The 23327-nt window shown below is 69.2% G+C and carries 20 protein-coding genes; 6 read left to right on the plus strand and 14 right to left on the minus strand.

The window, feature by feature from the left end; translation table 11 throughout:
- Positions 1 to 7: 7 nt before the first annotated feature.
- The 12 genes from tssE to ASC87_RS16430 form a co-directional block, all read right to left on the minus strand.
- On the minus strand, positions 8 to 526 hold the full coding sequence (gene tssE, locus ASC87_RS16375; RefSeq protein ID WP_056664132.1) for a type VI secretion system baseplate subunit TssE: 519 nt from the start codon (positions 524 to 526) through the stop codon (positions 8 to 10).
- A 10-nt stretch (positions 527 to 536) separates the two neighbouring features.
- Entirely contained in the window at positions 537 to 1337 is an 801-nt protein-coding gene (locus ASC87_RS16380) for a type VI secretion system accessory protein TagJ (protein WP_056664135.1), read from the minus strand.
- Positions 1338 to 1341: 4 nt separating this feature from the next.
- Entirely contained in the window at positions 1342 to 1863 is a 522-nt protein-coding gene (locus ASC87_RS16385; protein ID WP_056664140.1) for a type VI secretion system tube protein Hcp, read from the minus strand.
- Positions 1864 to 1983: 120 nt separating this feature from the next.
- Positions 1984 to 2463: a type VI secretion system tube protein Hcp gene (locus ASC87_RS16390; RefSeq protein ID WP_056664191.1), complete on the minus strand. Its 480-nt coding sequence runs from the start codon at positions 2461 to 2463 to the stop codon at positions 1984 to 1986.
- A 101-nt stretch (positions 2464 to 2564) separates the two neighbouring features.
- Positions 2565 to 4058, minus strand: a complete 1494-nt coding sequence (tssC, locus tag ASC87_RS16395; RefSeq protein ID WP_056664145.1) for a type VI secretion system contractile sheath large subunit — start codon at positions 4056 to 4058, stop codon at positions 2565 to 2567.
- Between the two features lie 31 nt (positions 4059 to 4089).
- Positions 4090 to 4602: a type VI secretion system contractile sheath small subunit gene (gene tssB / locus ASC87_RS16400; RefSeq protein WP_056664148.1), complete on the minus strand. Its 513-nt coding sequence runs from the start codon at positions 4600 to 4602 to the stop codon at positions 4090 to 4092.
- A gap of 83 nt (positions 4603 to 4685) precedes the next feature.
- Positions 4686 to 5702, minus strand: coding sequence for a type VI secretion system protein TssA (gene tssA / locus ASC87_RS16405; protein ID WP_056664151.1), 1017 nt, complete (start codon positions 5700 to 5702; stop codon positions 4686 to 4688).
- A 149-nt stretch (positions 5703 to 5851) separates the two neighbouring features.
- Positions 5852 to 9700 (minus strand): S-layer family protein, encoded by a 3849-nt coding sequence (locus ASC87_RS16410; RefSeq protein ID WP_082568674.1) that lies wholly within the window; start codon positions 9698 to 9700, stop codon positions 5852 to 5854.
- Positions 9701 to 9709: 9 nt separating this feature from the next.
- The gene (locus ASC87_RS16415; protein WP_162255172.1) at positions 9710 to 11266 is read right to left on the minus strand and encodes a ShlB/FhaC/HecB family hemolysin secretion/activation protein; all 1557 of its coding nucleotides are present in this window, start codon (positions 11264 to 11266) and stop codon (positions 9710 to 9712) included.
- A gap of 11 nt (positions 11267 to 11277) precedes the next feature.
- Entirely contained in the window at positions 11278 to 13416 is a 2139-nt protein-coding gene (locus ASC87_RS16420) for a CHAT domain-containing protein (RefSeq protein ID WP_157604084.1), read from the minus strand.
- A gap of 113 nt (positions 13417 to 13529) precedes the next feature.
- Positions 13530 to 15326: a hybrid sensor histidine kinase/response regulator gene (locus tag ASC87_RS16425; RefSeq protein ID WP_056664160.1), complete on the minus strand. Its 1797-nt coding sequence runs from the start codon at positions 15324 to 15326 to the stop codon at positions 13530 to 13532.
- 2 nt (positions 15327 to 15328) lie between these two features.
- Positions 15329 to 16027, minus strand: coding sequence for a response regulator transcription factor (locus ASC87_RS16430; RefSeq protein ID WP_056664163.1), 699 nt, complete (start codon positions 16025 to 16027; stop codon positions 15329 to 15331).
- A 250-nt stretch (positions 16028 to 16277) separates the two neighbouring features.
- Here ASC87_RS16430 and ASC87_RS16435 point away from each other — a divergent pair, with 250 nt between their 5' ends.
- Entirely contained in the window at positions 16278 to 16661 is a 384-nt protein-coding gene (locus ASC87_RS16435; RefSeq protein ID WP_235582190.1) for a hypothetical protein, read from the plus strand.
- Positions 16662 to 16698: 37 nt separating this feature from the next.
- Here ASC87_RS16435 and selD read toward each other — a convergent pair whose 3' ends face one another.
- A complete protein-coding gene (gene selD, locus ASC87_RS16440) occupies positions 16699 to 17754 on the minus strand; it encodes a selenide, water dikinase SelD (RefSeq protein ID WP_056664169.1) in 1056 nt (351 codons plus the stop codon).
- A gap of 80 nt (positions 17755 to 17834) precedes the next feature.
- Between selD and ASC87_RS16445 the strand changes: the two genes are divergently transcribed.
- The 5 genes from ASC87_RS16445 to mnmH are packed head-to-tail and all read left to right on the plus strand — an operon-like array spanning position 17835 to position 22194.
- Positions 17835 to 18698 (plus strand): putative selenate ABC transporter substrate-binding protein, encoded by an 864-nt coding sequence (locus tag ASC87_RS16445; RefSeq protein WP_082568675.1) that lies wholly within the window; start codon positions 17835 to 17837, stop codon positions 18696 to 18698.
- A gap of 16 nt (positions 18699 to 18714) precedes the next feature.
- Positions 18715 to 19512: a phosphonate ABC transporter ATP-binding protein gene (locus tag ASC87_RS16450; RefSeq protein ID WP_056664173.1), complete on the plus strand. Its 798-nt coding sequence runs from the start codon at positions 18715 to 18717 to the stop codon at positions 19510 to 19512.
- Positions 19509 to 20327: an ABC transporter permease gene (locus ASC87_RS16455; protein ID WP_056664176.1), complete on the plus strand. Its 819-nt coding sequence runs from the start codon at positions 19509 to 19511 to the stop codon at positions 20325 to 20327. The genes ASC87_RS16450 and ASC87_RS16455 overlap by 4 nt, the downstream gene beginning before the upstream one ends.
- Entirely contained in the window at positions 20324 to 21112 is a 789-nt protein-coding gene (locus ASC87_RS16460) for an ABC transporter permease (RefSeq protein WP_056664179.1), read from the plus strand. Before ASC87_RS16455 ends, ASC87_RS16460 begins: the two co-directional genes overlap by 4 nt.
- Before the next feature lie 35 nt (positions 21113 to 21147).
- On the plus strand, positions 21148 to 22194 hold the full coding sequence (gene mnmH / locus ASC87_RS16465; protein ID WP_304440688.1) for a tRNA 2-selenouridine(34) synthase MnmH: 1047 nt from the start codon (positions 21148 to 21150) through the stop codon (positions 22192 to 22194).
- A 44-nt stretch (positions 22195 to 22238) separates the two neighbouring features.
- Here the strand turns inward: mnmH and ASC87_RS16470 are convergent, their stop codons facing one another.
- Complete coding sequence (locus tag ASC87_RS16470; RefSeq protein ID WP_056664183.1) at positions 22239 to 22907, minus strand: dihydrofolate reductase family protein; 669 nt, start codon at positions 22905 to 22907, stop codon at positions 22239 to 22241.
- Positions 22908 to 23327: the final 420 nt, after the last annotated feature.

A 23327-nucleotide genomic window follows, 5' to 3' on the forward strand; every position in this document is an offset into this window, starting at 1 on the left:
GAGGGCGTCAGGTGGTCTTGCGTCGCACGTGGATGGCGGTGGCGTCGCGCACTTCCACCTGGCCGGCTTCCAGGTCGAGTTGGGTGCGCAACAGCAGTTCGAGCGGCACGGGCTGGGCCCACATGAACCCGCGGATCTCGAATTCGATCACGTTGTGGGTGTCGAGCACGCTGGTGGCGTCGATGGCCTTCACCTCGAGCGAGTCTTCCATGACCCGCGGTTCGAAGCGCAGGATGGACTGCTTGATGGTGCGCTCCAGCAGGCTGATGTCCACGCGCGAGGCCATCTGGCCCGACATGGGCGGCAGCCCGTAGTTGAGCACCGAGTTGGCCGCCTGCGCATGGGCCTCGGACAGGCCGCGCAGCGGCTGCACCGCGTTGAGCAGCCATGACAGGTCGCGCAGCACCGCTTCGCGGATCTGCGCCTTGTTCATCATGCGGTTGTCTTCCGCCTCGACACGCGTGTGGGGCGTGAGGTCGGTCAGGCGGTCGAGCAGCACGGGCTGCAGGCGGTCGCGGAGGTTCATGCGGGCGCGCTCAGGCCGGCGTGGCGGTGAGGCGGATCTCGCGCACGTCCAGCAGCGCGGCCTCGGGCCCGCTGGTGGACACCAGCCGCTGGCCGAGGCCGGCGTACTGGTCGTCGCCGAGCCCGTTCCACGTGGTGCCGCGGGCGAGCTTGAGCGCACCGTCGGCCTGTTCGCGGGTGCCGGGGTAACAGGTGGGCACGAGCGCCACGGTCTGGCCGCCGTTGGTGAACGTGAGCTGCACCGGGGTCCACACCATGTCGCGCAGGTCTTCCGGCGCCTCGATGGTGACGGCCGACAGGGCATCGAACGGCACCCAGGTGTAGCGGCCGTTGAGCACCACCTCGAGCACGGGGCCCAGGCGCGAGTCGGCGTCGGCGATCCAGTCGAACGCGACACCGTCGAGCGTGCCGGGGGTGACCGGGGCGGCCTCGAGCGCGGAGGCGCGCAGGTGCGCGGCCTGCGCGGCGTTGCCCTGGGCTTCCTGCGCCAGGGCCTCGATGAGCATGGCGACCCACGGAGTGGGCTGGCCGAACACGACGGGGGTGGTCTTGCCGGCGAACACCGCGGCGCGCACGGCCTCGCACTTGATGGCCTCGCGGTAGGTGTTGACCATGGGCAGCGTGCCGTGGTCGAGCTGGCCGCACACGTCGAGCTGGGCGAGGGCGCGTTCCCACTGGCCGAGCACGCTCAGCAGCTGGAACAGGAAGATGCGGAGCTTGGCATCGCCCGGCTTTTCACGCACCTGCTGCTGCAGCGCGGCGAGGGCCTGGGCCGGGTCGCCGGCGGCGAGGAATTCCTGGGGGGTGCTCATGGTGTCAGACGGGCAGGATTTCGTCGTTGAAGTTGAAGCCGGAGCCGCGCTGGCCGGAGGCCTGCTGGATCTCGTACTCCACTTGCACGCGGTTGAAGCTCAGCGTGGCCCGCTCGGTGAGCATGCCGGTGCTGTCGCAGGCCATGTCGACCGACGTGACCCGCGCGTTGTACAACGTGATCTTGAAGAAGTCGCGCTGGCCTTCACCGGCCTTGCGCATGCAGAGCTTGGCTTCCTTGATCTCGTCGTTCGAGGCCAGCACCGACAGCAGCGCCGTGGTGCTGCTGTCCACCCGTTTGCTGATGGCCAGGTTTCGGTACGACCGGCGGGCGGTGGCCTGCGTGGAGCCCAGTGCGGAACTGGCGGTCACGCCCCAGTCCCAACTGGTGATCTGGATCTCGTCCTTGTGGTCGACCGAGGTGGCTTCGCCACGGATCTTGCCGGAACGTTTGCTTTGAATCGCCAGGAACACATCGACGGCGCCTTCGCCAGGAGCAGCGACAGGGGAGGGAATGGACGGAGGCATGTGATGGTTCCTTCGTTGCCGTGAGCAGCGGCAGTGGCAGTTCGGTTCTCAAACGCTGAAGGCCCGGACACGGCACGAGGTGCCGGGGCCGGGCGGGCAGATCGGGCGAAGCCCGTTCGATCAGCGGGTTTCGGTGGTGGCCGTGTTCCAGCCGAACTTCACTTCACCACCCAGGCCGCCCTTGTCGTCCTGCGGCTTGTACGAGTACTCGATGTCCTTGTACGAGCACTTCACTTCCTCCGAGATGTCGCCCTCGGACTCGCCGGACGGGCTCACGCTGGTGACGAACACTTCTTTCAGGGTGATCGTCAGGTAGGCCTTCTGGCCTTCGCCGGCCTTGCGGGCGGTCAGCTTGGCGTCCTTGAAGTGCTTGCCGGACACGCAGTGCTTGGCCAGGACCGGGGAGGCCTTGTCGTAGCGGTGCGAGAAGACGAAGTCGCCCGGGGTGGCCTTGCCACGGCCGGAGCCGCCGCCGGATGCCGCGCCGGAGACCTGGGACACTTCCCAGTTCCACGACAGGATCTCGATTTCGCCCTTGTGGTCCTTGTGGGTGGCTTCGCCGTCGACGCCGTCAAACTTGATGTGAAAGTCGCTGCTCATGGTCATTGCTCCTGTTGAACGAGAAAGGTACTGCTAGCGCCAGGATTGGCGCGGTTGAAAAAACGGGTTGAGGGGGCCCCCGGAGGGGCCCGGCACGGGTGTCAGGCGGCCTTGTTGGAAGGCAGCTTCGACACGAGGCGCAGGGAGACCGTGAGGCCTTCCAGCTGGTAGTGCGGACGCAGGAAGAACTTGGACGAGTAGTAGCCAGGGTTGCCCGGGATTTCCTCGACCTGCACTTCGGCCGCGGCGAGCGGCTTTTGCGCCTTGGTGGTTTCCGACGAGTTCGCCGGGTCCCCATCGACGTAGTTCATGATCCAGTTGTTGAGCCACTTGGCCATGTCGTCCTTTTCCTTGAACGACCCCACCTTGTCGCGCACGATGCACTTCAGGTAGTGGGCGAAGCGGCAGGTGGCGAACAGGTATGGCAGGCGTGCGGCCAGGTTGGCGTTGGCCGTGGCGTCCGGGTCGTCGTACTCGGCCGGCTTCTGCAGCGACTGCGCGCCGATGAACGCCGCGAAATCGGAGTTCTTGCGGTGCACGAGCGGCATGAAACCGTTCTTGGCCAGTTCGGCCTCGCGGCGGTCGCTGATGGCGATCTCGGTGGGGCACTTCATGTCCACGCCACCGTCGTCCGTGGGGAACGTGTGCGTGGGCAGGCCTTCCACCGAACCGCCCGACTCGATGCCGCGGATGCGCGAGCACCAGCCGTACGACTTGAACGAACGGTTGATGTTCACCGCCATCGCGTAGGCCGAGTTGGCCCACGTGTACTTGGTGTGGTCGGCGCTGCCGGTGTCTTCCTCGAAGTTGAACTCTTCCACCGGGTTCGTCTTCGCGCCGTACGGGATGCGGGCGAGGAAACGCGGCATCGCGAGGCCGAGGTACTTGGCGTCGTCGGATTCACGCAGCGAACGCCAGGCGGCGTACTCGGGCGTGGTGAAGATCTTGGTCAGGTCGCGCGGGTTCGCGAGTTCCTGCCACGAACCCATCTGGGCCAGCGCCGGGTCGGCGGCCGCGATGAACGGGGTGTGGGCCGCGGCCGACACCTTGGCGATCTCACCCAGCAGTTCCACGTCCTGCGGACCGTGGTTGAAGTAGTAGTCGCCCACGAGGCAGCCGAAGGGCTCGCCGCCGAACTGGCCGAATTCCTCTTCATACACGCGCTTGAAGATGGGGCTCTGGTCCCAGGCGGCGCCCTTGTAGCGTTTCAGCGTCTTGCCCAGCTCCTGCTTGGAGATGTTCATCACGCGGATCTTGAGCTGCTCGTCGGTCTCGGTGTTGTTGACGAGGTGGTGCAGGCCACGCCACGCGCTTTCCAGCTGCTGGAAGTCGGCGTGGTGCATGATCTGGTTGATCTGCTCGCTGAGCTTCTTGTCGAGCTCGGCGATCATGGCCTCGATGGACATGACCACGTCGTTGCCGATCAGCTGGGTCTGCGACAGCGCTTGCTGCGCGAGGGTCAGCACGGCGGATTCCACCGCCGACTTGGCCTCGTCGCTCTTGGGCTTGAATTCCTTGTTCAGCAGCGACGCGAAATCGCCGCCCTGGAACTCGACACCCTGTAGCGCCGACGATTGGGTTTGTGCTTCTGCCATCACGAATCTCCGTCTGGTTCTGGGGTGAGGATCACTCGGCCTTCGGCTCGTCGCTGGCCTTCTTCGCAGAAGCCAGGCTGTTGAGCAGCGCCGGGTCGGCGATCACCTTGGCGAGGAGTTCCTCGGCACCGGTCTTGCCGTCCATGTACGTGATGAGGTTCGACAGTTGCTGGCGTGCGGTGAGCAGCTTGTTCAGCGAGTCGACCTTGCGGGCCACGGCGGCCGGGGAGAAGTCGTCCATGCTGTCGAACGTGATGTCGACACTCATGTTGCCTTCACCCGTCAGCGTGTTGGGCACCTGGAAGGCCACGCGCGGTTTCATCGACTTCATGCGGCTGTCGAAGTTGTCCACGTCGAAGTCGAGCAGCTTGCGGTCGGCGACGGGGGCGAGCGGCTCGCTGGGCTTGCCCGACAGGTCGGACAGGACACCCATCACGAACGGGAGCTGCACCTTCTTCTCGGCACCGTAGAGCTCCACGTCGTATTCGATCTGGACGCGGGGCGCACGGTTGCGAGCGATGAACTTCTGACTGCTGGTGGCCATGGGAGGGCTCCTCTACGCTGGGGTCGATTGGATGGTTGAAAAAGTGCTGCCCTTGGAACGGCGGGGCAATCGCATGGTACGGTTCAGTCGCCGGACGGGCCGGCGATGTTTTCGATCTGGCTCAAGCCATCGGGTGCCAGGTCGCGGATGATGTCCATGAAACTCTTCGTCATCAAACGTTGGGCGCGCCGGATCAGCAGTGGCGCCGGGTTGGTGGGTTCGTTGCGTTCGATCCATTCGCAGACGCGGTCGAGCGTGCGCACCACGTCGTCGCGGCTGCGCAGCGCGCCGGGCGCGGACACACCGCCGGACGCCGGGGCGCTGTCTTGCGAGGTGCCGCCATCGGCGTCGGCGGCGCTGTCGCTGGATGCGCCCCCTTCGGCCGCGGAGGCGGCGTTGTTCAGCCAGCGCACGATGAGCTGCAGCGGTTTCAGGTCGGGACCCTGGGCGCCCACCTTGTCGCTCAGCACGGATTCGATGCGCAGCAGTTCCACGTAGGGCGCCTGCAACGCGGCGAGCACGCCGGGCGTCTGGGCCTCGATGGCCTTCAGCGCTTCGGTGATGCCGGCGGCGGTGGGCACCGATTCGTCCGGGTGGGGTTCGGCCTTGCCGGCCGACAGTTCGATCTGGCGAATGGTGAGCGGGATGCGGCCGGAGCCCACCGTGGCGTTGCGCAGGTCGGCCAGGCCGGTGGCGCCGTCCACCAGCGGGGCCAGCGCGTTCAGGCGCATGGTGGGGTCGTTCTGGTCGTCGGCGTCGAGCGCGGGGAACACGTGGTCCCAGTGCTGTTCGAGCAGGCCGGCCACGAGCGACAACGCGGTGGCGTATCCCTGGATGCCTTGCTGGTGGGCCGACGCACGGGCGATCAGCACCGCCAGGCGCAGGTCGCGGGTGCGTTGGGCCAGCGGCAGGGCGTCTTCGAGCACCTGGCGCCAGTCGGGTTCCTGGGCGGGAATCACCGTGTCGCCGAACTGCTGCTCGGGTTTACCCCGGGCCGCTTCCTCCAGCGCCAGGAACGCAGGGTCGTACTCCAGGTCGTCACCGCAGGGCGCGTGGTCGGCCAGCGGGGCGAGGAGTTGATCGACGGGCAGGAGGCTCATGGGGCGGAAGGTGTGAAATAAGACCGTGCGTGATGCAATGGTGTGACTCTAGGAAGGCCGGGCCTTGCCGGCATCAGCCGAAAGTCACTTCGAGGCCGGGGCGGTGTCGGGACATGGGGCAGTAGGACCAAGGTCATCTCGCCAACCCGTCAGAACGCCGCGCATTGCCCGCCCTGGTTCACGTCGAGGCACCCGGACAGGTTCGGCTGGCCGCGCACCTTGCCCCATTCGGACGCCAGGGGGTCGGCTTGGGTTTCCTGGGCCACGCTGTCGCGCACCACGGTCTGGGCCGTGCAGATGAACGGCAAGTCCAGGTTGCGCCCGTACACGTCGGACCGGTATTGCGCCAGGTAGCCCGTGCGCACCTGCTCGGCGGTGCCGAGCGGCACGGCGGCGGCGCCCCCCTGGGCGAGGGTGAGCGCCGCGCCGGTGTAGTTCACCAGGTAGCCGGTGGGTGACGCGAGCGTCCCCTGGGTGATCGCGTAGGTGCCTGCGGGGCTCTGGGCCGTCGCGGTGGTGGCCAGCGCACCGGTGAGCGCGGTGGTGGCATCGTCGCCCGCCAGCAGGCCGGAGACGGTGTAGGTGAGCGGCGGCAGGTTGGCGCCGTCGGTGGTGTTGGCCGGCGACGCCACCACGTTCACGGTGGGACGGGTGGGTATCAGGGCCTGCAGCCCGGTGGACGGCGGGGTGATGCCCGACAGCGTGCAGGCGGGGTAGGTGCAGCCGTACAAGTTGAGCCGCCCTTCGGGGTTCCAGTTGACCAGCGGCGCCCAGGCCTGCACCAGGCCCCCCGGAGCCGACAGGGACGCCGTCTCTGCATCGACCGTGACGGAGATGGGCGACACGAGGGCCAGCTGGCCTTCGGATGCCGTGGTGATGTCGTGGGTGGCGGACACCGTTCCGTCGGCGGAACGCAGCACCGTGGACGTGCCGGTGGTACTGGTGTTGGTGGTGCGGGTGGCGAACGACCCGGTGTTGCTGTCGTAGGCGGCCGCGGGGTTGGCGGTGCCCACCACCAGCGCACCGTTGACCAGCAGGTCCACGGTGCCCGGGCCGGCCAGCACGGCCGAGGCCACCTCGGACGTGTTGGCCTCGATGGTGCTGGTCATGGCCAGCGCGACCGTGCCGGCCACCGTGTTGCCGGCCGTGGTCAGCGTGAAGCCGCCGCCGCCGCCCAACACGAGGCTGCGGCCCACGGTGAACGCGCCGGTCTGGGTCACCTCGCCGCTGCTCAGCAGCGTGAGGTCGCGCACCTGCGTGCCCGTGCCGAGCGTGATGCCCTGCGAGCCCGTGCCTTCGTTCTGGAGGGTGATCGACTGTCCGGCGAGCCCGGTCAGTGCCCCGTCCACGACGGTGATGGCCCCCGTGTGGGCGCTGGACCCGATGATGAACCCGCCGGCGGCCCGCAGCGAGCTGCCGAATCCGTCCGCCGGCGTCACGATGAACCCGCCGTTGCTGGTGGCGATGGGCCCCACCTGGATCGCGTCGGTCGTGGCGTCGGCGAGTTGGCCCGTGGCCGAGACGGACACCGGGCGGAAGTTGATGGCGCCGTTCGTCGCCACGGTGGTCCCGCCCGGGTTCGTGTCGAGGCCCAGCGCGAGCGCCAGGCCGTCCGAGCTGATGGCGCCGATGCTGACGTTGGCAAGCGTGGGAATGTTCCCGGAGGTGTCGGCCACGATCGTCAAGCCAGCCCCCCCTTCCACATCGGTGAACGAGATGCCCGTGCCGGTGGAGTTGGCGGCGTGGCCGGCCAGCGTGATGGTGTTGGTGTTGTTGGCCGAGGCCAGGATGGTCAGGTTGTCGTACCGCAAGCCGTCGGCCGCCGGGTACGCAACCCCGTTGTCGTCGACCACGCGCGCCACCCCGTTGTCGTCGCCCCGGCCCGCCAGCACCACGGCGCCATCGTTCGCGCGGATGGTGGTGTTGCTGGCCTGGATCCCGACGGCCTGGGTGCTGGTGGCGTCCGTGCGCGTGGCGATGCCCCGGATGTCGACAGTGCCGTCGAGGGTGCTGACGCTGGCGCCCTGCAGGTCCACGCCGATGCCGCGGTCCGACAGGCCCAGCACGGTGGTGTTGTTCGCGTCGACGCGGCTGGATTGCGTGACCGCCACGCCGCTGTCCGCCGACCCGGTCGCACCCTGGCCGCGGATGACCACGTTGCCGCGGCCGGCGTCGCCGTTGGTTTCGAGCAGGGAGCCGGAAAGGAATACGCCAGCCTGCTGGCTGTTGCCGCGCGCGAAGCCGGTGGCCGGGTCGATGCCACCGCTGATCGTGATGTCGCCTCCGCCGGTGCTGACGGTGGTGTTCGACAGCACCACGTTGCCCGTGCCGTTGCCGTCCAGGTCGGCGTAGAAGTTGACGTTCACCGGCGCATTGCCGTTCACGTTGAACGTCGTGCCATCGGCCGAGATGCTGTCGTGCGCGCGGAACGTCAGGGTGGTGGCGGCACCTGCCGTGGTGCGGCTGATGATGGTGCCGCTCAACAGCGTGATGGTGCCGTTTTCGGTGCCCACGGCGGTGGTGCCGGTGTTCACCTCGACGCTGGTGCCGGCATTGAGCGCGGCCGTGATGTCACCCGAGGCGATCTGCGCGCCAGTGCCGGTGGGGCTCCACTGGTCGACGAACTGCGTCTGCAGGCCGTTGCCGATGGTCACGTTGAACGGATCGATGAGCCAGGTGCCTGCCACGCCACCGGCCGCTCGTGCGCGGGCGTCGACCGAGGCCAGCAGCAGTCCCTGCGTGGCGCTGTTGGACCGGGTGGAGAGGGCCCGGCCGGAGGTTTCGACAAAACCACCGTTGCCGCCGCGCACGCCGCCGCGGGCGAGGAGGGTGCCGTACACCTCGGCCACGCCGTAGTCCTCGCGTGCCACCGGCGCGGTGGCGGCGGTGTCCAGGTGGTTGGCCTTGACGACGATGCGGCCGCCGTTGCCGGTGTCGGTGGCATCGGCCGCGAGCACGCTGCCCTGGCCGATGTAGACGTTGCGCGTGGTGTCCCCGCCCACCGTGATGGACCCGCCGCCATTCGTGCCGCTCGTGTCGATGGCCGAGGCATTGCCCGCGGCCACGACCACGCTGCCGCCGGTCACGGTGACATCACCACCGCGCTGGCCGGTGGCGGCGAGGTGGCCCGACGCACCGAGGGTCACGGACCCGTTCGGCCCCGCATCGACCCGCACCGACCCGCCGGTGCCGGAGGTGGCGCTGGCGTTGAGCGTGCCGTCGATCGCGATGGCGCCCGGGGCCGCCGACGGCGCGGTGATCACGAGGTCGATGAACCCGCTGCTGCTGGCGGGCAGGACCACCTGGGCCGCCGACGCCGTGCCGATGGCGATCTGCCCGCGCACCGCTTCGATGACCCCGGCTTGCGTGACACCTTGTTGTCCCACGAGCACCACCGAACCGCCGCCGGCCGGATCGGCCTTCAGCGTGGCACCCGAGGACACCTGCAGGTGGCCGTTGCCACCCTGGGTGAGCGTGACGACGCCGGTGGCCGGATCGATGAGCGCGTCGTAGTGGTTGGCCACGAGCGACGGCGACAGGTCGAGCGTGGAGGCGACCAGCGACCCCACGTTCACCTGCGCGCCGGCGCCGAACGTGACACCGGCCGTGTTCACGAGGAACACGCGGCCGTTGGCGTCGAGCCGGCCGTAGATCTGGCTGGCCGATCCGCCGGGCGTGACCCGGTTGACCAGCACGCTCTGCGCCGACGGTTGCACGATGTTGACCCGCGCGGCCGAGCCGATGTCGAAGCTTTGCCACTCGATCACGCCGCGCGCGGCGTTCTGCGTGATGTTCAGCACCGGGTTGGCGGCCGTGCCGGCTTGCGGCCCGATGGTGGCGTTGCGTGGCGTGACACTGCCGTTGACGACGGGCAGGGCGTTCGTGGCAGGCTGCGCGTGGGCACCCAGGCCGGACACGGCCAGGGCCGCGGCCACGGCGATGGGCAGCAGGCGGAGGTCGGGGCGCATCACGCGCTGACGGGGTTGGGTCGAGGGCATGGGCGTCTCCTAGAACGAATGCTGGAGCTGCACGAGCAGCAGGCTTCGGCCGGTGTTGTCGGTGTCCGACAGCACGGGATCGTGGCCGCGCACACCGAGCGTGGCCTTCAGCGTGAAGAGTTCGGGGTTCGTGAACTGCACCCCCAGGCCCGCCGCATGCAGCGTGCGGGTGTTGTCATCGGTGCCTTCGGGTTCGCGGCGCAGCTTCCCGTGGGCCGCGTCATAGAACACGAAGGTGCTCCACTGCGGGTTCAGCCACCACCGCAGCTCGGTGTTGACGATGGCGCCCTGGTCGGACGCCCCTTCGGCCGCCGGGTACCCGCGCACGCCACGTGCGCCGCCGAGCGTGAGCTTCTCGGCGTTGTCGAGGTTCTGGCTGGCCCATTGGCCCGCGATGCCCGCAAAAAACGAGAACCGTCCGGTGAGGCGCTGCAGCCGGGTGGCCTGGGCCGTGAGCTTCGTGAAACCGCCGAGGGCGGTGGTGTCGACACCACTGGTGGCCTGGTTGCGCAGGCGCCCCACCATGATGCCGGCACTGCCTCCGTTGAAGCCCCCGCCCCACAGCGTGTCGCGCGACTCGAACGACACCTGGGCGGTACCCGCGGTGATCTTCTTGTCCGAGCTTTCGGTGAAGAACTCGTCGCGCAGCGTCTTGTGTTCCATCGACAGGCGCGAGATGACGTTGATGTCGCGCGAGCGTAGCAGCGGGTACGACAACGATGCGTCCACCACGTCGGCCGTGCCCACCGCGCCGTCGAAGGTGCCGCCCAGTTCGTAGTTGACGCGCGAGTACCCCACGCCCGCCCGCCAGGGCGTGGGCCCGACGGGGGCCTCGTAGCCGAGCCGGCCCACCATGTTGCCGCTGCCTTCCGAGGCCACGAGCCGCAGGTCGAGGTTGTCGCCGATGCCTGCCGGGTTGTTCCAGCGCAGCAGCGCGCCCACCCGGTACTTGCCGCTCACCTCGGTGCCGTGGTTGTCGGCGTCGATGCTGGCGTCCCACGCGCGGCCCCGTTCGGTCTGCACGGCCACGCTGTACACGTTCTCGTCGCCGGACGGGGTCAACGTGGCCTTGGCTTTCACGCCCGGCCAGTCGTTGAGGGTGTACATCGCCCGGTCGAGGTGCAGCAGGTTCAGCGGCTGGCCGGCGGTGACGCCGTTGCGCTCGAGCACGGCCCGCGTGCGCTCGTCGGTCACTGGCGGTTTGTCGGGGCTCTCGACGATCAGCCGGGTCACCCGGGGTTCGACGATGGCCACCTGCAGCACCCCGCCGGCGAGGGCCTGGCTGGGGAAACCGATGCCCACGAGGCCGAATCCGCGGTCCTCGTAGAGGCGGCGCAGCGCGGCCGACAGCTGGTCGAGTTCGGCCGCCCCGGTGTCCTTGCCGATGAAGGGCTCGGCGGCCTGCTGCAGCACGTGTGCCGGCACCGCGGTGGTGGGCGGGAACACGACGCGGGTGAGCGTGAAGCGGGCGGCAGCGACGGCCGGGGCCGGCGCCTGCGCACCGGCGGGGGCGGCGGCGAGGGCCGCGAGCGCGGCGGCGACGCAGAGCGCCAACGGGTGTTTCATGCGGAACTCCATCAGCGGGCTGCCACGGCGTCGGCCACCGTCAGCCGGCCGTTTCCGATCACGTTGAACGGGGCCCAGAAGAACGGGTGCGCGAAGCGCCGGTTCTTCTGCACTTCGAGCTGGGCCTGCTGCATGCTGCTCATCAGGTCGCGGCCCGAGGCCATGTCCTTGTAGAGCTTGTTCATCAGCAGGTCGGTGGACTCGTCGGCCACCGGCCACAGCGACGCCACGATGCTGGTGGCGCCGGCCGACAGGAACGAGCGGGTGAAGCCGATGATCTCGTCGCCGCGGGCCACCTTGCCGAGGCCGCTTTCGCAGGCCGACAGCGTGACGAGCCGCACACCGTTCAGGTCGATGCCGTAGATGTCGCGCGCCTCGAGCAGGCCCGGTTCGGTGGGCGACGAGGCAAAGAGGATGCGCGAGAACATCGGGTCCACCTCGTCCACCTCGGCGTGCGCGGCCACGTGCAGCACGCTCGACTGGTTGGCGCTGGTGCGAAAGCGCTGCTTCGTGGCCTCCTGCTGCACGTACACGTTGCTGCGGCCGAACAACCGCGCCACCTCGATCACCTCGCGCTCGGCGCCGGGCAGCGGCACGTTGCGGTCGGTGGCGGGGTTGCCGAACCCGAGCAACGAGGTATCGGGTGTGTTGCGGCGCGCCAGCAGCTGCGCACCCACGGCGGCCGACGGCCACACCGCGAGCGCCGTGCGTTCGATCAGGTAGCCACGCCCGTCGTGCAAGGCCTGGAACGGCAGGTAGTGCAGCGGGCCGTGGGGCACCACGTACACCCGTTGCTGGCCGGCCAGGTCCACGCCCGCGAACAGCATCTGGTACGTGGCCTGGGCCACGGCCGCCGTGTCTCGCCGGCGCTCCACGATGCTGCGGCGCAGGGCCTCCACCTGAGCGGCCAGCGCGGCTTCGCCGGTGGGCAGCGTGGTGGCGGACATGCCGGTGCTGGTGATGAGCCACACGAGGGTGCGGTCGGCCAGCACGTGGTACTGCACCACCGCCTCCTGCGGGCCAAGCGACCGCTGCAGTTCGGGGAGGGTGACACGCTGGCCGGCGAAGCTGTCGGTGGCGCGGTCGCGCACCGAGTCGAGCAGTTGGCGCGAGCGCGAGGCCTCCGACAGCTCCCAGGCCGCTTCGAAGTTGCGGGTCTCGACGCTCAGTGACAAGGCGGTGTCGAACACCGTCTGCACGTTGCCGAAGAGGCCGGTCTTGAACTCCTCGGAATGGAACTTGCCGCGCAGCTGGTCGGCGAGCTTGACCGTCTCGAGGTAGGCGGCCAGTGCGGCAGGCCGGTTGTTGCGTGCCAGTTCCACCCGGCCGATGCCTTCGGTGGCCCAGAGGCGGTGGTACGTGCCGTCGGACCCGGCGAGGCCGTCGGTGGCCACCACCTTGAAGAGGGCCAGCGCGGCATCAGGCTGGCCGGCGGCCAGCAGTGCGTTGGCACGGCTGCGGCGGTAGAACGGCCCGATCTTCGCGGCGTCGTCGGCGCCCAGGCGGTCGAGTTGTGCGATGGCATCGGCGGGGCGGCCGGCGCTGGTGGCCGCGTTGGCGAGCGACACGAGCACCAGCGGGCGGTAACGCGGACTCGCCGCGGCCAGCGACTGTTGGTAGGCGGCCACGGCCTCGTCGAACTGGCCACGGCGCGCGGCCACGTCGCCGAGCACCTTGTGCGCGGGGGCGTAGGCCTGCTGCGGGTCGTTGGCCTTCAGGGCCAGCGTGGCGCGGGCGTAACGTTCGGCCTCGTCGAGCAGGCCGGCGTAGCTGTAGGCGATGGCCAGGTCGCGCTGGGCCAGGGCCTTCAGGTCGTCATTGTTGTCGCTGTTGCCGAGGTGCAGGGCCTTGCTGGCCGCTCGGATGCTCTGGCGGAACTCGCCCTGTTCGGCGAGTGCGATGGCCGCGCCGCAGTAGGCATAGCCGTCGAGCTTGATGACATCGCGCTCCAGCAGCGCCTTGCCTTCGGCACTGAGCACGACGAGTGTCTCGGCGTCGCGCTGGCGGGCCAGTGCGTTCTGCATGGCCGGGCTGACCGGCGCAAGGCCGGTGGCTTGCTGGGCCTGGGCGAGCCCGCCGGCCAGGGCGGTGAGCCCGGCGGCACAGGCCATCCATCGGGACCATCGGGAGCGGTTGCGCGTCGTTGCCACGGGGCGTCCTTCAGTGGGGGGGAGCGACGGGCATGCTGTCGCCCGCACGGGTGCATCGCAAGTGACCAAGGTGACACCCGGCCGAGGGCGCCAGTGTTCCGTGGGGCCGCCCGTCAGGGAATCCCCCGAAGGACGGAATGAAGATCGCGTGTGCGCACCGGCTTGAACAGCACCTGGTGCCCGCTGTCGTGCGCCCGCTTGACCTGTTCGGGCGAGGTGTCACCGGTCATCAGCAGCGCGGGCAGCGGGGCGCCGTACGTCTCGCGCACACGCTCGATGGCGGTGATGCCGTCTTCCCGGTTGGCCAGCCGCAGGTCGGAGATGACGAGGTCGACCACCCCGGCATGGCGCCTCACTTCAGTGCACGCTTCGGCGATGTTGCCTGCGGTCAGCACCTGGTACCCCCACGTCTGGAGCAACTCGCGCATGCCGGTGCGGATGCTTTCCTCGTCGTCGATGAGCAACACGATGCGGTCTTCGTCGATCGGGGAGGGCACTGTGTCGGCGCCCAGCACCACGCTGTCGAGGTCGGCCATCTCGGTGGGCTTGAGCAGGATGCGGAACACCGTGCCCTTGCCCGGCGTGGACCTCACATCGAGGCTGTGTCCCATCAGCAGCACGAGCCGCTTGACGATGGCCAGGCCCATGCCGAGTCCGCGGGACCGGTCGCGCCCGGGGTTCGTGACCTGGTAGAACTCGTCGAACACGCGGGGCAGTTCCTCGGCGGCAATGCCGATGCCGGTGTCCCACACCTCGATGCTGATCATGCCCGCGCGTTCGCGCACCACCACCACCACACCACCTTCCTGGGTGTAGCGGATGGCGTTGTGGATCAGGTTGCTCAGCACCCGTTGCAGCAACTGCGGGTCGCTCGTGACGATCTTGCCGCCGGGCTTGAACCGCAGGCTCAGGCCCAGTTCCTCGGCCTGGCCGCTGCAATGCATGTGGAGCACGCGGAACAGGTCGCGGATGGGGAACGATTGCAGGTTGGGCTCGATCACCCCGGCGTCGAGCTTGGAGATGTCGAGCATGGCGCTGAACGATTGCTCCAGCGCGTCGATGGCCCGCATCATGTTGGTCACCGTGGGCTGCAGCGCGGTGCCGTTCAGGTGTTTGTCGAGGGCGCCCGCGAACAGCCCGAGGGCGTGCATGGGCTGGCGCAGGTCGTGGCTGGCCGACGCGAGGAAGCGGCTTTTCTCGCGGTCGGCCCGTTCCACCAGCACCACCTGCTGGCGCAGCGCCCGCACCAGGGCGTCGTTGTCCAGCTTCGTCTGCAGCGCGGTCTTCAGCAGCCGGTGCATCGACACCGCGAAGAAACCGATCATGGCCCCGAACCCCAGCACCAGCACCGCGACAGTGATCTCCACCGGCCCGCCGCGTTGCAGCATCAGCAGCACGAGCGGCAGCAGCAACGGCACGAGCCACAGGTAGATGGCCGACAGCACGGCCGACACCACCTGCGCGCCGATGCCCGCCATGCCGAGCAGCGCGAGCGCCCAGGCGGTGGTGACCATCAGGTTCTGTTCGTCGGGCAGCACGATGAGCGCCGACATGCCCCAGGCGAGCGCGGACAGGAACAGCGTGGTCTGGTAGCGGTGCAGCCAGACGGCTGACTCGACCAGCGCGGCCCGCCCGTGCTGCCTGAACGCACGGGCCACGCCCCACTGGATCCCCTGGGCGCCGTGCACCAGCAGCGCCCAGCCGAACGCCTGGGTGCTGCCGGTGGTGTACCAGTGGCCCACCCACAGCACGAGGGCCAGCACGAAGCCCACGATCAGCTGCTGCCGCGAGCGCAGCAACAGGCGTTCGAGTTGCGTGGACCGCACGCGAGAGCGGCGCCGTTCGAGGGCGTTTTCCAGCACCGCGTCCTGCGACGCGGCGGACGCGGGGGGCGAGAGGCGGAAGCTCACGCTCAGCGGAACAGGCTGATCAGATGGGAGCGCGACTTCACATCGAGCGCCAGCAGGATCGTCGAGACGTAGTTCTTGATGGTGCCCAGCGACAACCCGGTGGCCGTGCTGATCTCCTGGTTGGAGCAGCCCGAGAGCACCAGTTCGAGGATCTCCAGGTGGCGCGGGCCCAGTTCGGCCACGCGGTCGTAGCGGGAGGAATTCGGGAAACGGGGGAACCGGCCGGGCCCGTTGCCCCCGCCCAGTTCGTTCGGCACCGGCTTGCCCAACAGGGCGAGCACGATGTCGGACATGGCGCGGGCGTCCTGGCCTTTTGTGACGTAACCCACCGCACCCAGTGCCCGCACATGGCCGATCACGAATTCATCCTGCGTGCCGCTGATGACGGCCACCTTGGCCAGCGGGAAGGTTTCGACGAACTGCTTCAGGCCCTGCAGGCCCTTGCTGTCGGGCATGTTCAGGTCGAGGAGCACGAGCGCGATGTCGGCCTCGTTGCGGTAGATCTCGATGGCATCGCCCAGGTTGCCGGCTTCGAGCAGCTGCAGTTGCACGTGTTCGATGGCCTGCAGGCTCGTGACGATGCCCACACGCAGCAGCGCATGGTCGTCGACGACCAGCACCTTCAACGGCGCGCCGGCGGCGGGCAGCCGATCGGCCACGGTGTCGGGCGATTCGTTGGCGGCGGTGCTGGATGGGCTCATTGCGGGACTGCGTGCATGAAAACGAGGCGGCTGAATGGCGCACGGCCACCGGTGACGGAGCGGCCGGCGGGGGTGCGAGTGGGGCGAGGGGTGGAACGCCTGCGATGGTAATGCCGGGCACGCCGTCCGCTGCGTCCTATTGTTGGGGGAGGTACCCCCTAAGAATAGGGGGTGCCCAAGGGGGCAATTGTGTGACCTGTTACACCGCAAACAGGCTAGGTCTGACTATCATGCGGGGCCCAATTCACCCATGCCCATGCCCCCCACCCCAAAACGAACTGCCTGGACGCCGCGCCGCCGCCGGGGCGCGGCCATCCAGCTCCTGCTCGGTGGGGTCCTCCTCATGGGGGTGCCGGCGTTCCTCGGGGAGTCCGCGATGGCCGCGGGCTTCCGGGCGCTCTCGCCCATCGCCTGGCTCATGACCGTGGCCGGCGCCGTGCTGCTGCTGTTCCTGCGCGAGGAGCGCAGCCGCCCGTCTGGTGCGATGGCGTCCAAGCCGTCGGGCGCCGTGCCGCTGCACCCCGAACCGGTCCGGCCCCGCGCCCGCGAACTGCGGCCGTTGAAGCGGCCGGCGGCCGACCCGTTGCGTCCCTACGAAGACACCGAGGGATTCTCTGACTCCCTTCGGCGCTGAGGGGCCGAAAAAGCCCTCGGCCGCTGACACAACCGCGTCACGGTTCGATCCGCAACCCCGCCGGGCCTGGCTCGACGCGCCCCACCACCGCCGCATCGGCAAACCCTTCGGCCAGGAAGGCGGACAACACGTCGTCCACGGCCTCCGGTGCGCAGCTGACCAGCAACCCGCCGGACGTCTGCGGGTCCGAGGCGAGGTCGCGTGCCGTGGCGGGCAGGGCCGGTGACAGCACCACGTCGGCCCCGTACCCCGCCCAGTTGCGGCCGGATGCCCCGGTGACGAACCCCTCGGCCGCCAGGTCGCCCACGCCCGGGAGCAAGGGCACCCGGTGCCAGTCGATCACCGCGGTGACCCCGGCGCCGCGCGCCAGCTCGAGCGTGTGGCCCGCCAGGCCGAAGCCGGTCACGTCGGTCAGCGCGTGGACCCCGGGCATCCCGGCGAACCGCATGCCCGGCGTGTTGAGCCGGGTGGTGGTGTCCACCATGCACGCATAACCGGCTGCATCGAGCTTGCCCTTCTTCAGCGCCGCGGACATCACGCCCACCCCGATCGGCTTGCCCAGCACCAGCACGTCGCCCGGGCGGGCGTCGGCGTTGCGGCGCACGTGGTCGGGGTGCACGAGGCCCATCACCACCAGGCCGTAGATGGGTTCCACCGAGTCGATGGTGTGGCCACCGGCGATGGGAATCCCGGCCGCCCGGCACACCGACTGCCCGCCTTCGACGATGCGGCCGATCACGTCGAGCGGCAACTGGTTCACCGGCATGGCCACGATGGCGAGCGCCATGATGGGCCGCCCGCCCATGGCGTAGACGTCGCTGATGGCGTTGGTGGCGGCGATGCGGCCGAAGTCGAACGGGTCGTCGACGATGGGCATGAAGAAGTCGGTGGTGGCGATCAGCGCCTGCTCGTCGTTGAGCCGGTACACCGCGGCGTCGTCGGCGGTGTCGATGCCCACCATCAGCTCCGGCGGGATCAGCCCGGCGCCGCTGCGCTGCAGGATCTCCGACAGCACGCCCGGCGCGATCTTGCAGCCGCAGCCGCCGCCATGGGAAAAGCTGGTCAGGCGCAGGGGGGTGGGGTTGTCGGTCATGGCACGATTGTCGCTGTGTGGTGCTTCACCTGGCCAGAATGCAGGCATGATGCCGGGTTCCGCCGCGATTGGATGCTGCCATGACCCTCCCCATTTCCAACATCTCCAAGACCCTCGCCGCTGCCGCACTGGTGGTGTTCTCGGTGTTCGCGCACGCCCAGGTGCTTCGGGTCTCCGCCATCCCCGACGAAGCCCCCACCGAACTGCAGCGCAAGTTCAAACCGCTCGGTGACTACCTGAAGAAGGAAACCGGCCTCGACGTGCAGTTCACCCCGGTCACCGATTACGCCGCCGTGGTCGAGGGGCTCGCCAACCAGAAGATCGACCTGGCATGGCTGGGCGGGTTCACGTTCGTGCAGGCGAAGCTGCGCACCCAGGGTGGCGTGGTGCCCATCGTGCAGCGGGCCGAAGACGAGAAGTTCACGAGCCGGTTCATCGTGCCGGCGGCGAGCCCGGCCAAGACCCTCCAGGACCTGAAGGGCAAGACCTTCGCGTTCGGTGCGCCGTCGTCCACGTCGGGCCACCTGATGCCGCGCTACTTCCTGAACCAGGCCGGGCTGCAGCCCGAGACCGACTTCAAGGCCGTGGCCTACTCCGGCGCGCACGACGCCACCGTGGCGTTCGTGGCCTCCGGGCGTGCCGAGGCGGGCGTGCTCAATGCCTCGGTGATGGACAAGCTGGTGGAGTCGAACAACCCCAACGCGGCCAAGGTGCGTGTGCTGGCCGTCACCGCGCCCTACTATGATTACAACTGGACGGTGCGTCCGGGCCTCGACCCGGTGCTGGTCAAGAAGCTCACCGAGGCGTTCCTGAAGCTCGACGCCACCCGCCCGGAACACAAGGAGATCATGGACCTGCAGCGTGCCAGCAAGTTCCTGCCCACCAAGGTGTCGAACTACGACGGCATCGAGGCCGCGGCCAAGGCGGCCGGGCTCATCAAGTGATTGAGGAAGGGCGCGCGTGGGCCTGACGTTCGACGGGGTCGGCCACGTCCATGCCAACGGGCACCGGGCGCTTGCCGGGGTGCAATTGCGCATCGCCGCCGGCGAGCAGGTGGCACTGGTCGGGTCGTCGGGCGCAGGCAAGACCACGTTGCTGCGGGTGGCCGGGTGTGCGTTGAAGCCCACCGAAGGGGCTGTGTCGGTGCTCGACACCTCGCCGTGGTTGCTGTCCGCACGTGCGCTCAGGCGCCTGCGGGCGCGCATCGGCCTCGTGCACCAGGCGCCGCCCATTCCGCCGCGCCTGCGGGTGATCACCGCGGTGCTGGCCGGCCGGCTGGCCTCGTGGTCCACGGCCCGGGCCGTGATGTCCCTGTTGTACCCGGTGGACATCCCCGGTGCGCGCGACACGTTGTCGCGGCTGGGCCTGGCCGATCGCCTGTTCGACCGGTGCGACCGGCTGTCCGGCGGGCAGTTGCAGCGCGTGGCGGTGGCGCGCGTGCTTTACCAGCAACCGGCACTGATGCTGGCCGATGAGCCCGTGTCGTCGCTCGACCCGGCCACCGCCACGGCCGTGATCGGCGAACTCGTGGCCCGGAGCCGCGCCACCGGCGCCACGCTCGTGGCATCGGTGCACGCGGTGGACCTGGCCTTGGCCTGGTTCCCTCGCGTGATCGGGATGAAGGGTGGGGCGGTCGTCTTCGACCTGCCGGCAGGTGATGTCACACCGGCGCTGCTGCAAGACCTGTATGGGCCGGAGCCGCCTCGGGTGCCCGAGCCGGCGGCCAATACCCCCGTGTCCTTGCCCATGTGCCGATGAGCGCCCGCATCGACCCCGCGGCCCGCGGGCGAGGCACGGCGGTGGTCCTGGCCGTCGTGGTGCTGTGGCCGATGCTCGTGCTGGCCGAATTCAAGCCGTGGCGGCTGTTCGATGCCGGCAGCCTCGACGTGATGGCGGGATTTCTCTCGGGGTTCCTGCCGCCGTCCACCGCCCCTGACTTCCTCGCCCTGCTGGGGCGGGCCACGCTCGAGACGCTGGCCATGGCCACCGCCGGCACGGCGCTGGCGTGGTTGCTGGCGGTGCCTTTGGCCATGGCGTCCACCCAGGCCTTGTCCATCTCCCGCATTGGCCCGGCCCGCGGGCTGGTGCTCGGGCGCGCCGCGCGGGCCGGTGTGCGCGGGGCGCTGGTGTTCCTCCGGGCCATCCCCGAGGTGGTGTGGGCGCTGCTGTTCGTGCGGGTGCTCGGGCTCGGTCCGGCCGCGGGTGTGCTGGCCCTGGCCATCACCTACAGCGGCATGCTCGGGAAGGTGTATGCCGAGATCCTGGAATCGGGCGACACGCGGGCGGCGCGGGCGCTGCTCGAGGCCGGGAGCGGCCGGCGTGCCGCGCTGATGTACGGCCTGCTGCCGGGCGCCTCCCAGGAACTGGTGTCCTATACGGTGTACCGCTGGGAGTGTGCGGTGCGGGCGTCGGTGGTGATGGGGTTCGTGGGCGCGGGCGGCCTGGGCCAGCTGATGGACCAGTCGATGAAGATGCTCAATGGTGGCGAGGCCAGCATGATCCTCGCCACGTTCCTGGTGCTGGTGTTGCTGGCCGATGCGCTGAGCGGCCTGTTGCGCCGGGTGCTCGCATGAACCCGCGTTGGCCTGGCCGGCACCCCGGGCTTTGGGCCGCAGGCGGCGTGCTCGCCGCCGTGGCCGCCAGCTTCGCCTACCTCGGCCTGGACTTCCGCGGCCTGTTCGGCGACGGTGCGGCCCGCGCCATGCTGAAGTTCGCCGGTGAATTCACGTCGCCCGACCTGTCCGTCGCGTTCGTGCGGCAGGCTGCGTGGGCCGCGTTGCAGACGCTCGCGGTATCGGCTGTCGGCACGTTGCTTGCCATGGGCCTGGGCATCCTGCTGGCGTTGCCCGCCTCGGGCCGTTGGGGTGGGGTGCCTGCGCACGCGGCGCGGTTCGGGCTGAACGTGTTGCGCAGCGTGCCCGAGTTGGTGTGGGCGGCCTTGATGGTGCTGGCCGCGGGGCTCGGGCCCATGGCCGGCGTGCTGGCGCTCGCGTTGCATACCACCGGTGTGCTGGGCCGCCTGTTCTCCGAGACCTTGCAGAACGCACCGCCGCTGCCTGAACAGGCCCTGCGCGGGGGCGGGGCCGGCCGCCTGGTGTCGTTCCTCTACGGCACCATGCCACTGGTGGGCGGACAGTGGTTCGCCTACGGGCTCTACCGCTGGGAGATGAACATCCGCATGGCCACGGTGCTCGGTTTCGTGGGTGGCGGCGGCCTGGGCCAGATGCTGTATTTCCACCTCTCGCTGTTCCAGCACGCGCAGGCCGCCACGGTGCTGCTGGCCATGTTCGTGCTGGTGTTCGCGGTGGACGGCGCCAGCACGCGGCTGCGGCGTGGGCTGCTGCCCGCCCACGCCTGACGCCTGACAATTGGCCGTTGCCTGAAAGCCCCCCCGTGTCCTCCAGAACCTACTCCGTGGCCGACCTCGCCGATTTCGACATGGTCATCGACGCCCGCTCGCCCGCCGAGTTCGCGCTCGACCACATCCCCGGCGCCATCAACTGCCCGGTGCTGACCGACGAGGAACGCGTGCGGGTCGGTACCACCTACGTGCAGGTGTCGCCGTTCGAGGCCCGAAAGATGGGCGGCGCCATGGTGGCCCGCAACATCGCGCACCACCTGGACACCCGGTTTGCCGGCCATGGCCCCAAGTGGCGCCCGCTGGTCTATTGCTGGCGGGGAGGCATGCGCAGCGGCAGTTTCGTCAACGTGCTGCGGCTCGTGGGCTGGGATGCGCAACAACTCAAGGGCGGCTACAAGGGTTGGCGGCACCACGTGGTGGACCGGATCCCCACCCTGAGCGCGGCCCTGTCATGGCGCGTGGTTTGCGGTGCCACGGGCAGTGCCAAGACCCGGGTGCTGCACGCGCTGGCGCGGGCTGGCGAGCAGGTGCTCGACCTCGAGGGCCTGGCGGCGCACCGGGGCTCGGTGCTCGGCGAGGTGCCCGGGCTCGCGCAACCGGCCCAGAAAGCATTCGAGACCCGCTTGTTCGCGCAGATGGCCGGGTTCGATCCGAACCGGCCGGTGTGGATCGAGGCGGAGAGCCGGCGCATCGGGCGCATCACGGTGCCGGACGCCCTGACCGAGGCCATGCGGGCCAGCCCCCTGGTCGAGATCGTGGCCACGCTCGACGCCCGGGTGGCGTTCCTGTTGGACGACTACGCCTGGCTCGCCCGCGACCGGGCGGCCCTCGCGGCGCGGCTGGCGGCACTCAAGGGCCTGTTGCCCAACCCCGTGCTGGCGCAATGGCAGGCGTGGGCCCAGTCGGGTGACCTGGGGCCGCTGCTGTCGGAACTGCTGACCCAGCACTACGACCCGCTGTACAACCGCTCCATGGGGCGGCATTGGCTGCAGCTCGCGGGCGTGCGGCGCGTGGACACGCACGATTTGTCTCCGGCGGGCATCGATGCGCTGGCGGCGCGGGTCGCGGCGTTGGCCTGATCGAGTCGCCTGCGTCAATCCAGGTCACATCGGGGCGCATCGGGTCAGCCCGCCTCGCGCGCCAGCTTGGCGCGCCGGTCCAGTTCCTTCGCGCTCGGCTCTGTCTGCGCAAACGATCCGACCGGCACCTCCCCGGCCGGCACGTAGGTGCTCATCACGACCCCGGTGGCCGAGGCTTGCGACGCGGCGAGCCGCAGCCCGCCGGCCTTTGCGCCGGCCTCGAACAGCCGCTTGCCATGCCCGAGCACGACGGGGAAGGTCCACACGTTGTACTCATCGATCAGCGATGCGGCCCGCAGCGTCTGGATGAGGTTGCCACTGCCGATGATCTGCAGGTCCTGTCCCGCCTCCGACTTGAGCGCCGAGACCGCGGCAACAACGTCGCCCTGCAGCAGCGTCGAGTTGCTCCAATGCAGGTCCTTCAGCGTGCGTGAGGCCACGTGCTTCCGGGCCGCGTTGAGCGTGTGCGCAATGGGGCTGTCGGCCGGCTGGTACGGCCAGTACGCCTCGAAGATCTCGTAGGTCCTGCGGCCGAGCACGAGTTCGCGGTCCTTGCCGTCGAAGCCGTTCATGGAGCGGCCCATGACCTCGTCCCAGTAGTTGAACGTCCAGCCGCCGAAGGCAAAACCGCCGGTGGGATCTTCGTCGGGGCCGCCTGGCGCCTGCATGACGCCGTCGAGAGAGACGAAGGTTGATGCGATGAGTTTTCTCATGGGGCGACTCCGTGGATTGGGAGAGCGGGCAGGGGCGATCGCTGTCTCGCCCCGTGTATGGTACGGAGGCGATGTCCCGGCAGGCCGTGTTGCCAGCAGGGCATCGTGGTCAAGGCGGCGTGCGCCTGCCGAAGCCCATTCTTGGGAAACGGGGGCGTGGCAACCCCGGCCTTCGGGATGAATCGCCTTGGCGTCCCGAGTCTGGCGGCTCGAGAAATAAAAGCCGTCACCCCGTACATGGACGCCCCTGTTTCGCAAGCACTTTGTTGGCATGGTCTGGCTGGCAGGAAGAGAGTTGCACCCGTACATCCGGACTTTGAAGTTGCGGCTGTGCCGCTGTCCACAGTGGGTATTTGCTGACCGGGGCCCCATCGGCGTAACGCACTTTGGAGGTGCGGCGGGATGAACGGGCTTGTTCTG

The organism is Rhizobacter sp. Root1221, from assembly GCF_001425785.1.
Classification (GTDB): domain Bacteria; phylum Pseudomonadota; class Gammaproteobacteria; order Burkholderiales; family Burkholderiaceae_C; genus Rhizobacter.

Coding starts and splice junctions, on each gene's coding strand:
- tssB (WP_056664148.1), bottom strand. CDS start 4,602: ATGGCCACCAGCAGTCAGAAGTTCATCGCTCGCAACCGTGCGCCCCGC.
- ASC87_RS16415 (WP_162255172.1), bottom strand. CDS start 11,266: ATGAAACACCCGTTGGCGCTCTGCGTCGCCGCCGCGCTCGCGGCCCTC.
- tssE (WP_056664132.1), bottom strand. CDS start 526: ATGAACCTCCGCGACCGCCTGCAGCCCGTGCTGCTCGACCGCCTGACC.
- ASC87_RS16445 (WP_082568675.1), top strand. CDS start 17,835: ATGACCCTCCCCATTTCCAACATCTCCAAGACCCTCGCCGCTGCCGCA.
- ASC87_RS16410 (WP_082568674.1), bottom strand. CDS start 9,700: ATGCCCTCGACCCAACCCCGTCAGCGCGTGATGCGCCCCGACCTCCGC.
- ASC87_RS16380 (WP_056664135.1), bottom strand. CDS start 1,337: ATGAGCACCCCCCAGGAATTCCTCGCCGCCGGCGACCCGGCCCAGGCC.
- ASC87_RS16470 (WP_056664183.1), bottom strand. CDS start 22,907: ATGAGAAAACTCATCGCATCAACCTTCGTCTCTCTCGACGGCGTCATG.
- ASC87_RS16390 (WP_056664191.1), bottom strand. CDS start 2,463: ATGAGCAGCGACTTTCACATCAAGTTTGACGGCGTCGACGGCGAAGCC.
- ASC87_RS16455 (WP_056664176.1), top strand. CDS start 19,509: ATGAGCGCCCGCATCGACCCCGCGGCCCGCGGGCGAGGCACGGCGGTG.
- ASC87_RS16430 (WP_056664163.1), bottom strand. CDS start 16,027: ATGAGCCCATCCAGCACCGCCGCCAACGAATCGCCCGACACCGTGGCC.
- tssC (WP_056664145.1), bottom strand. CDS start 4,058: ATGGCAGAAGCACAAACCCAATCGTCGGCGCTACAGGGTGTCGAGTTC.
- selD (WP_056664169.1), bottom strand. CDS start 17,754: ATGACCGACAACCCCACCCCCCTGCGCCTGACCAGCTTTTCCCATGGC.
- ASC87_RS16435 (WP_235582190.1), top strand. CDS start 16,278: ATGCCCATGCCCCCCACCCCAAAACGAACTGCCTGGACGCCGCGCCGC.
- tssA (WP_056664151.1), bottom strand. CDS start 5,702: ATGAGCCTCCTGCCCGTCGATCAACTCCTCGCCCCGCTGGCCGACCAC.
- ASC87_RS16460 (WP_056664179.1), top strand. CDS start 20,324: ATGAACCCGCGTTGGCCTGGCCGGCACCCCGGGCTTTGGGCCGCAGGC.
- ASC87_RS16385 (WP_056664140.1), bottom strand. CDS start 1,863: ATGCCTCCGTCCATTCCCTCCCCTGTCGCTGCTCCTGGCGAAGGCGCC.